This is a genomic window from Vibrio ostreicida (genome assembly GCF_013074385.2).
Taxonomy (GTDB): domain Bacteria; phylum Pseudomonadota; class Gammaproteobacteria; order Enterobacterales; family Vibrionaceae; genus Vibrio; species Vibrio ostreicida.
In genome coordinates this window covers 14,511-29,579 of record NZ_JABEYA020000018.1, presented here as the reverse complement: position 1 = coordinate 29,579, position 15,069 = coordinate 14,511, and the positions used below count along the sequence as shown (strand labels likewise).

At 45.1% G+C, this 15,069-nt stretch carries 13 protein-coding genes; 9 read left to right on the top strand and 4 right to left on the bottom strand.

Translation table 11 applies throughout. The features are described 5' to 3' along the window. Positions 1–57: 57 nt before the first annotated feature. The 6 genes from ribF (at position 58) to HLM86_RS17265 (ending at position 6,930) form a co-directional block, all read left to right on the top strand. Entirely contained in the window at positions 58–1,002 is a 945-nt protein-coding gene (gene ribF, locus HLM86_RS17290) for a bifunctional riboflavin kinase/FAD synthetase (RefSeq protein ID WP_076590088.1), read from the top strand. A 55-nt stretch (positions 1,003–1,057) separates the two neighbouring features. Continuing rightward, positions 1,058–3,904, top strand: a complete 2,847-nt coding sequence (gene ileS / locus HLM86_RS17285; protein ID WP_170883428.1) for an isoleucine--tRNA ligase — start codon at positions 1,058–1,060, stop codon at positions 3,902–3,904. Between the two features lie 75 nt (positions 3,905–3,979). Continuing rightward, positions 3,980–4,489, top strand: coding sequence for a signal peptidase II (lspA, locus tag HLM86_RS17280; RefSeq protein WP_076590090.1), 510 nt, complete (start codon positions 3,980–3,982; stop codon positions 4,487–4,489). A 209-nt stretch (positions 4,490–4,698) separates the two neighbouring features. Next, entirely contained in the window at positions 4,699–5,127 is a 429-nt protein-coding gene (fkpB, locus tag HLM86_RS17275) for an FKBP-type peptidyl-prolyl cis-trans isomerase (RefSeq protein ID WP_170883426.1), read from the top strand. A 27-nt stretch (positions 5,128–5,154) separates the two neighbouring features. Next, the gene (ispH, locus tag HLM86_RS17270; protein ID WP_076590092.1) at positions 5,155–6,120 is read left to right on the top strand and encodes a 4-hydroxy-3-methylbut-2-enyl diphosphate reductase; all 966 of its coding nucleotides are present in this window, start codon (positions 5,155–5,157) and stop codon (positions 6,118–6,120) included. A gap of 459 nt (positions 6,121–6,579) precedes the next feature. Continuing rightward, positions 6,580–6,930, top strand: a complete 351-nt coding sequence (locus HLM86_RS17265) for a DUF2799 domain-containing protein (RefSeq protein WP_170883424.1) — start codon at positions 6,580–6,582, stop codon at positions 6,928–6,930. Between the two features lie 52 nt (positions 6,931–6,982). Here HLM86_RS17265 and murQ read toward each other — a convergent pair whose 3' ends face one another. Next, positions 6,983–7,906, bottom strand: coding sequence for an N-acetylmuramic acid 6-phosphate etherase (gene murQ, locus HLM86_RS17260; RefSeq protein ID WP_170883422.1), 924 nt, complete (start codon positions 7,904–7,906; stop codon positions 6,983–6,985). Positions 7,907–7,917: 11 nt separating this feature from the next. Next, positions 7,918–9,030 (bottom strand): anhydro-N-acetylmuramic acid kinase, encoded by a 1,113-nt coding sequence (locus HLM86_RS17255; RefSeq protein ID WP_170883419.1) that lies wholly within the window; start codon positions 9,028–9,030, stop codon positions 7,918–7,920. Between the two features lie 260 nt (positions 9,031–9,290). Here HLM86_RS17255 and nagZ point away from each other — a divergent pair, with 260 nt between their 5' ends. The 3 genes from nagZ (at position 9,291) to tyrA (ending at position 12,673) form a co-directional block, all read left to right on the top strand. Beyond that, a complete protein-coding gene (gene nagZ, locus HLM86_RS17250; protein WP_076590096.1) occupies positions 9,291–10,277 on the top strand; it encodes a beta-N-acetylhexosaminidase in 987 nt (328 codons plus the stop codon). Positions 10,278–10,433: 156 nt separating this feature from the next. After that, entirely contained in the window at positions 10,434–11,507 is a 1,074-nt protein-coding gene (locus tag HLM86_RS17245; protein WP_076590097.1) for a 3-deoxy-7-phosphoheptulonate synthase, read from the top strand. A 38-nt stretch (positions 11,508–11,545) separates the two neighbouring features. Further along, entirely contained in the window at positions 11,546–12,673 is a 1,128-nt protein-coding gene (tyrA, locus tag HLM86_RS17240) for a bifunctional chorismate mutase/prephenate dehydrogenase (RefSeq protein WP_076590098.1), read from the top strand. Positions 12,674–12,772: 99 nt separating this feature from the next. Here tyrA and HLM86_RS17235 read toward each other — a convergent pair whose 3' ends face one another. Together HLM86_RS17235 and ettA are read right to left on the bottom strand one after the other, a co-directional pair. Continuing rightward, positions 12,773–13,144 carry a PilZ domain-containing protein gene (locus HLM86_RS17235; protein WP_076590099.1) on the bottom strand — a complete coding sequence of 124 codons (372 nt, stop codon included), beginning with the start codon at positions 13,142–13,144 and terminating at the stop codon, positions 12,773–12,775. A gap of 188 nt (positions 13,145–13,332) precedes the next feature. Beyond that, positions 13,333–15,000: an energy-dependent translational throttle protein EttA gene (gene ettA, locus HLM86_RS17230; RefSeq protein WP_076590100.1), complete on the bottom strand. Its 1,668-nt coding sequence runs from the start codon at positions 14,998–15,000 to the stop codon at positions 13,333–13,335. Positions 15,001–15,069 lie beyond the last annotated feature (69 nt).

Below are 15,069 nucleotides of genomic sequence, written 5' to 3'. Positions count from 1 at the left end.
ATAATCCGTCAGTTTCACGCCATATTCACTATAGTTACAGGTTTTTAGCATTCGCCAATGGAATTAATTCGGGGCATTCACAATATTAAACCGCACCACTCAGGGTGTGTATTGACGATTGGAAACTTCGATGGTGTTCACTTAGGGCATCAGGAAGTATTGCGCCAAGTGTCTGAACAGGCAAAAAGCTTAGGTTTACCTTCTACTGTCATGACGTTTGACCCGCAGCCATTGGAACTGTTTGCACAAGATAAAGCGCCAGCTCGTCTAACGCGTTTAAGGGATAAATTTATCCAGTTAAACAAACTTGATATTGAACGATTGCTTTGCGTGCACTTTAATCTTGAGTTTGCCAACCAGACTGCTGATCGGTTTATTCGTGACTTGTTGGTGAAGCGTTTGGGTGTTAAGTTTCTGGTCGTTGGAGATGATTTTTGTTTTGGGCGCGATCGAAAAGGTAACTTTTCCATGCTAAAAGATGCTGGGGAAAAGTTCGGTTTTGATGTTGTCAGCACCCAAAGCTTTTGCGTGCAAAAATCACGCGTCAGCAGTACTGCGATTCGTGATGCTTTAGCGCTAGATAAGTTTGATGAAGTGACTCAGATGCTAGGGCGTAATTATAGTATTAGTGGGCGAGTATCCCATGGTCGTAAACTGGGGCGAACGATTGGTTTCCCTACGGCGAACATCCCACTAAAGCGCTGTGTATCACCCGTCTCAGGTGTGTATGCTGTACGGGTACTTAGCCTTGGCCCTCATTCTGTTGAGGGGGTTGCGAATATAGGTAATCGACCAACTGTAAATGGTGTTCACCAACAATTAGAAGTGCATTTATTTGACTTTGAAGCCAATTTATATGGTAAGCAGCTTGAAGTTGTACTTTTACATAAACTACGCGACGAACATAAGTTTGACTCGTTTGAAGCGTTAAAAAAACAAATTCAATTGGATGCTGATGCGGCAAGGGTGTGGTTGCGTCAGTGCAAAGACCAGATAGTTTAGTTCGCTATTTGGCATAATGTCTAACAGTCACCCAACACAACGGAATTAAGAATCGATGAGTGAGTATAAAGATACCCTGAACCTTCCTGAAACAGGGTTTCCGATGCGCGGCAATCTGGCAAATCGTGAGCCAGAAATGCTTAAGCGTTGGTATAAAGAAGATCTTTACGGTGAGATCCGTAAAGCCAAGAAAGGCAAAAAATCTTTCGTTTTGCATGATGGTCCTCCCTATGCCAATGGTGACATTCATATTGGCCACGCTCTCAACAAGATTCTTAAAGACATTATTATTAAATCCAAAACATTGTCTGGTTTTGATGCGCCGTACATTCCCGGATGGGATTGCCACGGTCTACCTATTGAACTTATGGTAGAAAAGAAAAAAGGTAAACCAGGCCAAAAAATATCAGCGGCAGAGTTTCGTGAAGAATGTCGTAAATACGCAGCAGGCCAAGTCGAGGGCCAAAAAGAAAGTTTTAAGCGCCTCGGTATTATGGGTGAGTGGGATAAACCTTACCGTACAATGGACTTTGCGACTGAAGCAAATATCATTCGCGCTTTAGGTAAAATTGCAGACAAAGGGCACTTACTCAAAGGTTTCAAACCTGTTCATTGGTGTACCGATTGTGGTTCTGCACTTGCGGAAGCGGAAGTAGAGTATAAGGATAAAGTTTCCCCGTCTATTGACGTGAAATTTGCGACTGCAGACGAGACAGCATTGTTATCTAAGTTTAACCTTGTCGATGGTCAGGAAGGTGAGGGCGAGGTCTCGATTGTTATCTGGACTACTACGCCATGGACACTCCCAGCAAATCGTGCCGTTTGTTTGCGCGATGACCTAGAATATGTGCTTGTTCAAGTTGAGGGTGACGTTCCAGAACGAATCATCGTTGCCTCTGAACTGGTTAAAGATGTGATGGAGCGTACAGGTATTGAACGTTTTCACACTCTTGGCTTTGCCAAAGGTCAAGATCTTGAATTAAGTCAGTTTCAGCATCCATTTTATGATTTCAGCGTACCTGCTATCTTGGGAGAGCATGTCACAACAGAATCGGGTACAGGTGTTGTGCATACTGCACCAGGCCATGGTCAAGAAGACTTTTTGGTTGGTAAGAAATACAATTTGGAAGTGGCCAATCCAGTAGGATCCAATGGCGTCTACTTGCCGGACACAGAGCTATTTGCAGGTCAGCATGTCTTCAAAGCGAACGATTCTGTTTTAGAGGTTCTTAAACAGAAGGGAGCATTATTGCACCATCATGCCTACGAACATAGCTACCCTCATTGTTGGAGACACAAAACCCCGATTATTTTCCGCGCGACGCCTCAATGGTTTATTTCAATGGATCAGGCGGGTTTACGCTCGAAAGCATTGGCGTCGATTAAGGGCGTTGAATGGATGCCTGAATGGGGCCAAAGCCGTATTGAAGGTATGATTGAAGGTCGCCCTGAATGGTGTATTTCTCGTCAACGAACTTGGGGCGTTCCAATCGCACTTTTTGTTCATAAAGAAACGGCAGAGATTCATCCTAATTCATTAGACCTTATTGAGAAAGTTGCTCAGCTGGTTGAAGAGAGTGGCATTCAGGCTTGGTGGGATGTAGAAAATTCAGACCTACTTGGTGAGGATGCTGATCAATACGAAAAAGTTCTTGATACACTTGACGTATGGTTTGATTCTGGCGTTACCCATTATTCGGTCGTCGATGCCCGAGAAGAATACAGTGGTCATAGTGCTGATCTTTATTTGGAAGGCTCGGATCAACACCGTGGTTGGTTCCAATCCTCGTTAATTTCTTCTATTGCGATGAAGGACGAAGCGCCATACAAACAAGTACTGACTCATGGCTTCGTGGTCGATGGTCAAGGGCGTAAAATGTCCAAGTCTATCGGTAACGTTGTTGCTCCGAAAGATGTCACCAATAAGCTGGGTGCTGATATTTTACGTTTATGGGTGGCTTCAACCGACTATACCGGTGAAGTTGCGGTTTCTGATGAAATCCTGAAACGTTCGGCAGACGCTTACCGTCGTATCCGTAATACAGCAAGATTTTTCCTCGCCAATCTCAGTGGTTTCCAGCCAGAAACTGACATCGTTCCCGCTGAAGAGATGGTGGCTCTTGACCGATGGGCTGTCGGTCGCGCACTGGCAGCGCAAGAGGAAATTATCAAAGCCTACAATGAATATAACACTCACGCTGTTACCCAGCGCCTCATGCAGTTCTGTTCAATTGAAATGGGTTCTTTCTATTTAGACGTGATTAAAGACCGCCAGTACACGGCAAAACGAGGTGGTCATGCTCAACGTAGTTGTCAAACAGCCTTGTATTATATTGTTGAAGCACTCGTACGCTGGATGGCTCCAATTATGTCATTTACGGCGGATGAGATCTGGAACGAAATGCCCGCTATGTTGCCTACAGGGGAGCATCGCGATAAATTTGTGTTCACGGGCGAATGGTTCGATGGGCTGTTTGGTCTTGCACAAGGTGAAGCACTGAACAACGAGTTTTGGAAAGATATCCAAGCCGTACGTGGCGCGGTGAATAAGCTTTTAGAGACGGCCCGTAGTGAAAAGACAATTGGAGGATCGTTGCAAGCGCAAGTGACTCTGTACGCCAATGATGAGCTAACACAGAAGGTCAATCAGCTTGGTGATGAGCTGCGCTTTGTGCTGTTAACTTCCGCTGTCATTGTAAAGCCGTTAGCTGAAAAAACCGATGCGGCACACTCTACCGATGTAGAGGGATTGTGTGTCGAAGTGATTGCGGTGGACGCTGAAAAGTGTGAGCGTTGTTGGCACCATACACCAGACGTTGGCACAATTGAAGGCCATGAAAAAATCTGTGGCCGCTGCGTGTCTAACGTCGATGGCGAAGGTGAAGTGCGAAAATTCGTATAATGATGCGAAAGTCTTGCTGAACTTTTTAACAATATGATAGCCCCAGTCGTTACTGGGGCTACTTTTAGGAATCGTATGAGCGAACAAGCACTCTCTTTGAAACAATCTGGCGTACGTTGGTTGTGGTTGGCGTTGGTTATTTTTCTGACTGATATTGGTCTGAAATTTATCGTCATGAACAACATGGGTTATGGTTGGTCTAATCGTATTGAAGTTTTACCTTTTTTCAATTTCCTATATGTCCATAATTATGGTGCTGCGTTCAGTTTCCTGAGTGATCAAGCAGGTTGGCAACGTTGGCTGTTTACTGGTATTGCCTTTACGGTAACAGCAATGTTGACGTACTGGATGAGTAAATTATCGGTAAAAGAAAAATGGAATAATATCGCATACGCGATGATCATTGGCGGAGCTGTTGGCAATGTTTATGATCGCGTTGTTCATGGTTTTGTCGTGGATTATCTGGATTTTTTCTGGGGTGACTACCATTGGCCCGCTTTCAATTTAGCAGACAGTGCCATCTGCGTGGGTGCTATCATGATTATCCTCGATGGTTTTCGTAAGAAAGGCGATGCACCCGCTTAGTGGTCTTTTTTATGAATTTCTGTAAGGTTGTCTGTTGATCACGGCAGAACGTTTTGGCTTGTCCTTCGTGGTTGACAAGCAGACTCCTCACCGCAAAGTCTTCACTCCATCACTCATGAGGGATGTTCCCGAACGATTATCGGCAACTCATGACATGAGCGTTGATATTTAATATCAAAGAAACGAAACAACAAGGAAGCAGTAATAAAATGATCATTACTCAAAACTCGGCAGTCACGTTGCATTTTACCATTAAAATGAAAGATGGCTCTGTCGCGGATAGTACCCATAATATGGGGAAGCCGGCTAAGTTAGTGATAGGTGATGGTAGCTTGAGTGAAAGCTTTGAATTTTGTTTGCTCGGTTTACAGACGGGTGAGAAAAAAACGATTGAACTCAAAGCAGAAGATGCATTTGGTTTGCCTAACCCAGACCACATTCATTACATGGATAGAGCTAAATTTGTCGGTGATGCTGAGGTGGAAATCGGCACTGTTATGGCCTTCTCTGGCCCCGATGGTATGGAGATTCCTGGCATAATTAAACAAATTGCTGGGGATTCTGTTACCGTTGACTTTAACCATCCTCTCGCGGGACAAGATGTCACTTTTGAAGTAGAGATTTTAGCAGTAGAATAGCGTTCTGAACGAGAAAGAATAATTATCATGAGCAATGAAATGAAAATCTTATTAGCTAACCCGCGCGGATTTTGTGCTGGTGTGGATCGTGCGATCAGTATTGTCGAGCGTGCGTTAGAAATCTATCAGCCTCCGATCTACGTTCGCCATGAAGTTGTTCATAACCGCTTCGTTGTTGAAGGTCTAAAGCAGCGAGGTGCGATCTTTGTGGAAGAGTTGCATGAGGTTCCAGATGATAATATCGTCATTTTCTCTGCTCATGGTGTATCACAAGCAGTGCGAAAGGAAGCTAAAGAGCGTGATCTCACCGTTTTTGATGCGACCTGCCCACTTGTTACTAAGGTCCATATGGAAGTGGCGCGAGCAAGCCGTAAGCATATGGAAGTTGTGCTGATTGGCCATGCTGGTCATCCGGAAGTCGAAGGGACAATGGGCCAGTATGCGAGTGAAAAAGGCGGTATGTATCTGGTTGAAACGCCAGCCGATGTCGTGGCATTGAAATCAAAAATCAAAGATACCCATCATTTGCACTATGTCAGCCAAACCACATTATCGGTGGACGAGACTGCCGACGTCATTGCAGAATTGCGCCGCGTTTTTCCAGACATTCAAGGACCGCGTAAAGACGACATTTGTTACGCAACACAAAATCGACAAGATGCCATTCGGGACATGGCGACCGATGTCGATGTTGTGATCGTGGTTGGCTCAAAGAACTCATCGAATTCGACGCGGTTGAAAGAACTGGCAGAGAAGCTGGGGACACCGGGCTTCTTAACGGATTGTGTTGAGGATATTCAACCGCAGTGGTTTGAAGGGAAGGTCAGAGTTGGTGTCACGGCAGGCGCGTCGGCTCCAGAAGAGTTAGTTGACCAGATCCTTGAAAGAATAAAAGATTTGATTGGGACGCGTTCTGTCGAGGAAGTTCAGGGCAGAAAAGAGAATATGTTCTTTGAAGTCCCTAAAGAGCTGCAGATAAAACAGCTCAGTTAAGGCGACGAAAGTCGCTTTTTTTATGTTTGAGCAGTCGGTCAAATACGTTTTTATTTGACCACTATCTAAGCGACTCATGGTCTGTTTTACTTGTTGTCCGTATTGAAGGTTTTTACTTTGAGACAGCCTTACATTACCAATGTGAGACGTGGTCCTGTCTGAACCGTATCGACATCACTCGATGTGATTATGGGTTCGCAAGCCATCCATCAGCTAGTAAGACAACCAAAACGTTTCCCCTTTTATCCAAAAATGACACTTTTGCTCTCGACGTAACATGAGAGCTTTTTGTCTGCTGGTGATAGGTTTTTATTTTTTAGGAGTGCTAAGGTCGCGAGGTTGAATATCAATCGTGGCTGTTGCACGAGTGAATAGATCACCGTTTGTGTGATGATCTGACTGGCAAACTTGACGGTTTAGTGTTTTGATTAGATGAGCTCTATAAACCGAGGAAAAATAATGAGAAAACTCGTTTTTCTGGTACTGATGTTGACGTTGGCGGCTTGCAGTGTAAGTGTGGAACAAATGGCGAGTGAGGGAGATTGGTTTGATATTGGTTATCGTGATGCGATTCGTGGCCACAATCAGCGTTCACTTAAGGAGTTGGCCAGCCTCGGCAGTGTTAAACAGAGTGAGTATGATCAGGGTTACTTGTCCGGAATTTCTGAATACTGTAATCCCGATGTGGCCTATCAAATAGGTCTAACAGGCCAGTATTATGAAGGGGTTTGCGAGGGAACCAGTGAGGCTCAGAAGTTCCGCATGGAATGGAAGCGTGGTTGGGATGAACATGCCAATGAATATTACTAAGCCAGAGACGCAAGTCATGAATAAGCTTGGTATGTGGCCAAGCTGATAAACGTTATCGACGGGTTTTACCAACGGCTTTGCGTAAAAAACCACCTTGATGGTTTAATTGGCTTTTCGCTGCGTCCAAATCGAGTCCTGTGAGTAGCATAAGTATCGCTAGCTTGACGTCGTATTCCGTTCGCTCTAGCGCCTCTAAAGCTTGGGGTTTACCGCAGTCTGTCGCTTGCATAACAATCCGGGTTGCTCGAGCGATGAGTTTTTTATTGGTCGCTTTGACATCCACCATTAAATTTTCATAACTTTTTCCCAAACGAATCATGCTAGCGGTAGTCAACATGTTTAAAACCAGCTTTTGTGCTGTTCCCGATTTTAAACGTGTCGAACCGGTGAGTACTTCCGGGCCGACCAATGGGCTAATTGCTATCTGGGCAAGGTCAGCGATCTCAGAGGAAGGGTTACAAGACAGTGCGATTGTGATTGCCCCAAGGCTGTTCGCGTATTCTAAAGCCCCAACAACGTAAGGTGTACGTCCACTGGCCGCGATGCCAACGAGGACGTCCTGCTTGTTAAATTGGATTGCTTTAAGGTCGTTCGTCCCCAACTCAGGTGAGTCTTCTGCCCCCTCTTTGGCTTTTAGAATTGCTTGTGGACCACCGGCAATGAGCCCAACGACCATTTTTTCTGAAACGCCAAACGTTGGCGGGCACTCTGAAGCATCCAGTACGCCAAGCCGCCCGCTGGTTCCGGCACCTATATATACCAGCCTTCCGCCATTGATAAAGGCTTGGGTAATTCTATCAACAGCTTGAGCTATGTCCGGAAGTACTTTTTCGACTGCGAGAGGTACGAGTTTATCCTGCTGATTTATTTTTTTGATGATCTCCAAAGAAGGCAATAAATCGATATCCATCGTCTCTGGATTGCGATCTTCAGAGATCAAGTGTGAAAGTGCGTTAATCAGGGTATCGTTGGTCATAATTGTCCTTTCTAATTGGCTAAATACAGTACGCCAAGGGAAACACTGCGGCTGGCCCCTGTCACTTTGGGCAAATTGCTGGGCAGGTTATGTATTCTGCAATAGGCGAGCCAAGCAAAGGCCATGGCTTCCATATATTGGCTGTCAACACCGTAGTTATCCGTCGGGACGACTTCCCAGTTTTCGAGCAGCTCTTGCATGCGCGAGAGGAGCATGGGGTTTTTTACCCCCCCGCCACAGACAAGTAATCTTGGGTTACTTCCAAACGAATATTGGCGCACCTCACGGCTGATAGTGACCGCAGTAAATTCACACAAGGTACATTGCACATCTTCCACTGGTATGAGGCCATGATGGCTAAGAATGTTCTCTAACCATGGTAAATTAAATAACTCTCTTCCGGTACTTTTGGGTGGATGAACTTTTAAGTAGGGCTCCAAGAGTAATTCTTGAAGCAGTGCTTGGTTTACCGTGCCTTCGAGGGCGAAGTGCGCATCGCGGTCATATGGTAAAGCTTTATGCTTTTTGCACCAGGCATCCATAAGCATGTTACCAGGTCCAGTGTCATAACCGATCACCTCTTTGTTTGGAGCAAGTACTGAAATGTTGGCGATCCCGCCTATGTTAAGAACAAGGGTCGAACTGGCGTCTGAGGGAAATATAGATTGGTGAAATGCGGGGACCAAAGGTGCGCCTTGCCCCCCTAAAGCGATATCTTGACGTCTAAAATCAGCAATGGTGTTGATACCCGTTTGGGTGGCTATAATGTTGGCGTCACCCAGTTGGATACTGAAGGGCGTGTCACTATTGGGCTGGTGGAAAACGGTTTGTCCATGATTACCGATCGCGGTGATCTGTTCTTTTCGATAGTGACTCTGTTTGAGCAACGCTAGGCTTGCTTCAGCATAAAGAAGCCCTAATTCATGATCGATTTTTCCTATTTCCATTATGCTGGTTGGCTGCCCCAAGCTAATGTTGAGTATACGTTGCTTGAGGTTGGTTGGGATGGGAAGTTCCAACGCGGCGATCAGACGGATGTTTGTGCCTTCAATCTCAACCAGTGCTGTATCGATACCATCCAGGCTAGTGCCGGACATGATGCCAATATAGAGCTCTTTACTCATTGTGATGATTACCTTGAAGGAATGAACGTTGTGGATAGTATGCACTTAAACTTAGCTGAAAAGCGACCTGCAACGTGTTATTTTTGCGGGACTTTGCCATGTGTTATCAACACAATACTTAGCGTATCTGTACGCTTACGTGTTTGCCACTGTATTTCGCTTGGAATACGAAGGCTGGGCTTTACGATAATGAATTGAGTCGCTTTGTTAATGTAGAATAGGTGGCTAAAGAGAGCGGAAAAACCAGTAAGGAGAGGGTTATGGGACCGTTGTGGCTTGATGTAGAGGGCTGTGAACTGAGTGCGGAGGACAGAGAAATTTTAGCTCACCCCACCGTGGGCGGTGTTATTTTGTTTTCTCGCAATTATCATGATAACGAACAATTATTAGCGTTGAATCAAGCCATTCGTCGTGCGGCGAATCGACCTATTTTAATTGGTGTGGATCAGGAGGGAGGAAGGGTACAACGTTTCCGACACGGTTTTTCAAGGATACCGGATGCCCAGATCTATGCACAACATGCCAATGGTGAGCAGCTTGCAGAGCAAGGAGGCTGGCTGATGGCCGCAGAATTGATCGCTCATGATATTGATCTTAGCTTTGCCCCCGTTTTGGATAAAGGACATGATTGTCTGGCGATTGGAAGTCGAGCGTTTGGAGAGGATATTCATACTGTTATTGGTCAAAGTGGCGCGTATTTACGCGGAATGAAGGCGGCAGGAATGGCGACGACGGGGAAACATTTTCCGGGACATGGTGGCGTCATCGCTGATTCTCACAAAGAAACGCCGTATGACTATCGTGACACTATCCTAGAACAAGATATGGCTATTTTTCAGGCGCACATTAACGCAGGTTTACTTGATGCCATGATGCCCGCCCACGTTGTTTACTCGCATTATGATCCGCAGCCCGCGAGCGGTTCCCAGTTTTGGCTCAAGCGAGTGCTGCGTGAAAATCTTGGTTTTCCGGGCGTTGTTTTTTCCGATGATTTAACGATGGAGGGGGCTTCGATAATGGGAGGGCCAGCAGAACGAGCGCATCAAGCGTTAGTCGCGGGTTGCGACATGATCTTGGTATGTAACCAACGTCATGCGCAAGTTGAGGTGTTGGATAACTTACCCATCATGGACACTCCGGTGGCAAATGGACTTCTAAAAAAACAAAGTTTTACGTTATCTGAGCTTCAACGTTCTGAGAACTGGAAGGCTGCGTCAACTGCAATGAAATATCTACTCGATACCTAAAGCGTATAAAAACGAGCTGAAGTGTACATTTTAATTTACGTGTGTTTTTTATTGTGTACACCTTGAAATTAAATTTAATACTGTTAACTTAGGCTTTTCTTGCCCGGCAGTTAGTCATTATACGGGGTGTAAATTTATTTTTACGGATTTTAAGTTATGCAGAAAAGTGAATTAAGTAATGTAAACATCAGTGAAGAGCAAGTACTGATCACCCCACAAGAATTGAAAGCCAAATTGCCTTTGAGTGATCATGCGCGACGTTGTATCCAGACATCGCGCCAAACGATCGCTGATATCATTCATAAAAAAGATCATCGTTTGCTCGTGGTATGTGGGCCTTGTTCAATTCATGATATCGATGCGGCGAAAGACTACGCGAAACGTCTCAAAACATTATCAGAGCAGTTGAGTGATCAACTTTACATTGTTATGCGCGTCTATTTTGAAAAACCGCGTACGACCGTTGGTTGGAAAGGGCTCATTAATGATCCTCATTTAGATGGGTCATTTGATATCGAACATGGGCTTCATTTGGGGCGTGAACTGTTAGTGGAATTAGCCGAAATGGAAGTCCCACTCGCGACTGAAGCGCTGGACCCGATCAGCCCTCAATATCTGGCTGATACTTTTAGCTGGGCAGCCATCGGTGCTCGTACGACAGAATCTCAGACTCACCGAGAAATGGCGAGTGGATTGTCGATGCCGATAGGGTTTAAAAATGGTACTGATGGTAATTTGGAGACGGCGATTAATGCAATGCAGGCGGCATCTTCAAGCCATCGTTTCATGGGAATAAGTCGTGAGGGGCAGGTTGCTCTGCTGACGACTCAAGGTAATCCTAATGGCCATGTGATTTTGCGAGGGGGTAAGCAGACAAACTATGATTCTGTTTCGGTATTTGAGTGTGAGCAAGCGCTGGCAAAGGCCGATCTAGAAGCCTCCTTGATGGTTGATTGCAGCCACGCTAATTCCCGCAAAGACTTTCGTCGCCAACCTCTGGTGGCCGAGGATGTCATCCATCAGATTCGTGAAGGCAACAAATCCATTATAGGGGTGATGATCGAAAGTCATTTAAATGAAGGGAATCAGCCTTCGGATGTTCCTCTTTGTAAACTGCAATACGGGGTATCTATTACTGATGCATGTATCAATTGGGAGTCAACTGAGGCATTATTGAGACATACCCATGCTGAGCTCATTCCATTTTTGGAAAATCGTCTAAAGGGTTAGAAGAGCCGTCAGGACGTAAATGATCGAAAGGAAGAATAATGGCCGTTGAATTGACCCAATTACGTGATCAAATTGATGCTGTGGATAAACAGATAGTGGACCTTTTATCACAGCGACTAGCCTTGGTAGAGAAAGTGGGCGAAGTGAAAAGTGAGCACGGTTTACCTATTTATGCCCCAGATCGGGAAGCGGCAATGTTGGCTTCTCGACGCCAAGAAGCTGAAAAAAAAGGGGTTCCACCTCAGCTTATTGAAGATATTTTGCGACGAACAATGCGCGAGTCTTATGCCAGTGAGAATGATTCAGGGTTTAAGTGTTTGAAGCCAGAATTACGATCTGTTGTGATTGTGGGTGGCCATGGTCAGCTGGGCGGGTTATTTAGACGTATGTTTAAATTATCGGGCTACGAGGTCAAAGTTCTTGGAAAACAAGATTGGGCGCATTCAGCTGAGATGCTGAGTAATGCGGGTTTGGTTGTTGTGACCGTCCCTATTCATTTAACTCAAGGTGTGATTGAAAAACTCGGTCAGTTACCCGAAGATTGTATCCTTTGTGATTTAACGTCGATAAAATCTAAACCTTTGCAAGCGATGATGAACGTTCATCAAGGGCCTGTGGTAGGTTTGCATCCTATGTTTGGTCCGGATATTCCTAGTTTGGCTAAACAAGTTATTGTCTGTAGTGATGGTCGAGGCCGAGAACACTATCAATGGTTACTTGATCAGTTTTTAATTTGGGGAGCAAGTGTGTGCCCTGTCGATGCCGATGAACATGACCACGGCATGACGCTGATTCAGGCTTTACGCCACTTTACCTCATTCGCTTATGGCTTACATTTGTGCCGTGAAAATCCTAATCTTGATAAACTGCTGCAATTGAGTTCCCCAATTTATCGTCTGGAACTTGCTATGGTTGGGCGTTTATTTTGTCAGGACCCTAACTTGTACGGTGATATTATTCTGTCTTCTCAGGAAAATATTGAGATGATCAGACGTTTCCACCACTGTTTTGGCGAGGCACTTGAAATCCTCGATGGTCAAGATAAAGACGCCTTTGTGACGAGTTTTGATAAGGTTAGTGAGTGGTTTGGGGCCTATTCTGAACAGTTTATGAAAGAGAGTCAGAACTTGTTAAAACAAGCGAATGATGCGATTCATCGAGGTTAGTTGTTGATTGAGTACTTAGAAAAGGGCCGCGCTAGTGGCCCTTTTCGATTAGAAAGTGTGATATTGGTCCAAGGAATGATGTCTTGGTCATAAAGCTTGTCAGGTATATTCACCCAAATCTGAAAGGTGTTCAATGTCTCTGTGCAGTAGTTCATCATCACCTACATTCAACTCAATTAACCGCTTCAAATGCCCGATGCTCTCAATATCAATATGATCGATACTTATTCGTATCACATTATTATTGAGGCCGACTATTTTTCCAACCAACGCAATCGTGATGTCTGTGTCCTGAAGAGAGAACTGTACGTCTACCATACTGTCAAGTTCAAGAGAGTCGGCATCATCCGAAGTCACTAGCAATCCGTGCAGGGACAAATCACATACAGAGGATGTGACTACTTTGCCTCTTTGAGATAGTAACGCTTCTGTTTGGTATACGATACGCGAAAACTTGCGGCGTTCAATCATAGTTAACTCTCTCAATCTGGGTTATCTACCCTAATAGTAGTAAATAGAATGATCAAAGTTTGAGTTATGGAGGCATGACAGAAGATAGTCTAATGATTTCGGTCACAACAAATGGGTTATCTTTTTTGAATCAGCATAAAATAAGGCCGCTATCAAAGCGGCCTTGGAATAAACACCAAGCGATGGGATTACTTGGTAATGCGCTTATACTTGATGCGGTGGGGTTCTGCGGCTTCCGGACCTAAGGTCTTTTTCAGCCAATCCATATATTCAGTATAATTTCCTTCATAAAAGTTGACTTGACCTTCATCGCGATAATCGATGATATGTGTTGCGATACGGTCTAAGAACCAGCGGTCATGCGAAATAACCATGGCGCATCCTGGAAATTCAAGTAGAGCTTCTTCAAGAGCCCGCAACGTTTCAACATCGAGATCGTTGGTAGGTTCATCAAGTAGAAGGACATTACCGCCTGCTTTTAGAAGTTTAGCAAGATGTACGCGGTTACGTTCACCACCTGATAATTCACCGATGATCTTTTGTTGATCAGAACCTTTGAAGTTGAAACGAGAGCAGTAAGCACGCGCGGGTATCTCAAAACTATTAATTTTGATGATATCGGCACCTTCAGAAATCTCCTGAAAGACGGTCTTGCTGTCATCCATACTATCTCGGAACTGTTCGACGGAGGCCAGCTTAACGGTGTCACCCATTTCAATAGAGCCTGAATCAGGGATTTCAGTCCCACTTAACATTTTAAATAGGGTCGATTTACCAGCGCCGTTTGCTCCGATGATACCGACGATTGCACCTTTTGGTATGCTAAATGATAAATCATCAATAAGTACTCGACCGTCAAAAGATTTCGACAGGTTAGCCACATCAATAACCTTATCACCTAAACGGTCACCTGGTGGGATAAACAGTTCGTTAGTTTCATTGCGTTTTTGATGATCTCCGCTTTGTAGTTCTTCAAAGCGAGCCATACGTGCTTTCGATTTAGCCTGACGACCTTTTGGATTTTGACGAACCCATTCAAGTTCTTTTTCGATGGTTTTCTGACGAGCTTTCTCTTGCGATGCCTCTTGCTGTAATCTTGCATCTTTTTGTTCGAGCCACGAGGTATAGTTGCCTTGCCAAGGAATACCTTCTCCGCGGTCAAGTTCAAGAATCCACCCTGCGGCATTATCCAAGAAGTAACGGTCGTGCGTAATAGCAACGACGGTGCCTGTATAATCAACCAGAAAACGTTCTAGCCAAGCGACAGACTCCGCATCAAGGTGGTTGGTGGGCTCGTCGAGGAGCAGCATATCAGGCTTTTCAAGAAGCAAACGACAAATAGCGACACGGCGGCGTTCACCACCAGATAAATGTGCAATGGTTTGATCCCAGTCAGGAAGTCTAAGCGCATTGGCGGCGCGTTCTAACGCATTCTCTAAGTTATGCCCATCTTTACTCTGAATCAGTGCTTCCAATTCACCTTGTTCTTTGGCAAGGGCATCGAAATCAGCCCCTTCTTCGGCGTAGGCTGCATAAACGCTATCAAGGCGCTTGAGCGCACCAGCGACATCGGAAACGGCTTCTTCTACGATTTCACGAACGGTTTTTGATTCATCCAACACGGGTTCCTGAGGCAAATAGCCTACATTAAGGCCTGGTTGAGGACGGGCTTCGCCATCGATATCAGTATCAATCCCTGCCATGATGCGTAGCAGCGTTGATTTACCCGCACCATTTAAACCAAGAACACCAATTTTGGCGCCCGGAAAAAAGCTCAGTGAGATGTTTTTAAGAATTTGACGTTTAGGTGGCACGATTTTGCTCACCCGAGACATGGTATATACGTATTCAGCCATTGCTGCTCGTTCCTAAAATTTTCGGTTCAAGTAAAGCGCCATTTTATACCAAGATGGCAGGCTTTGTTA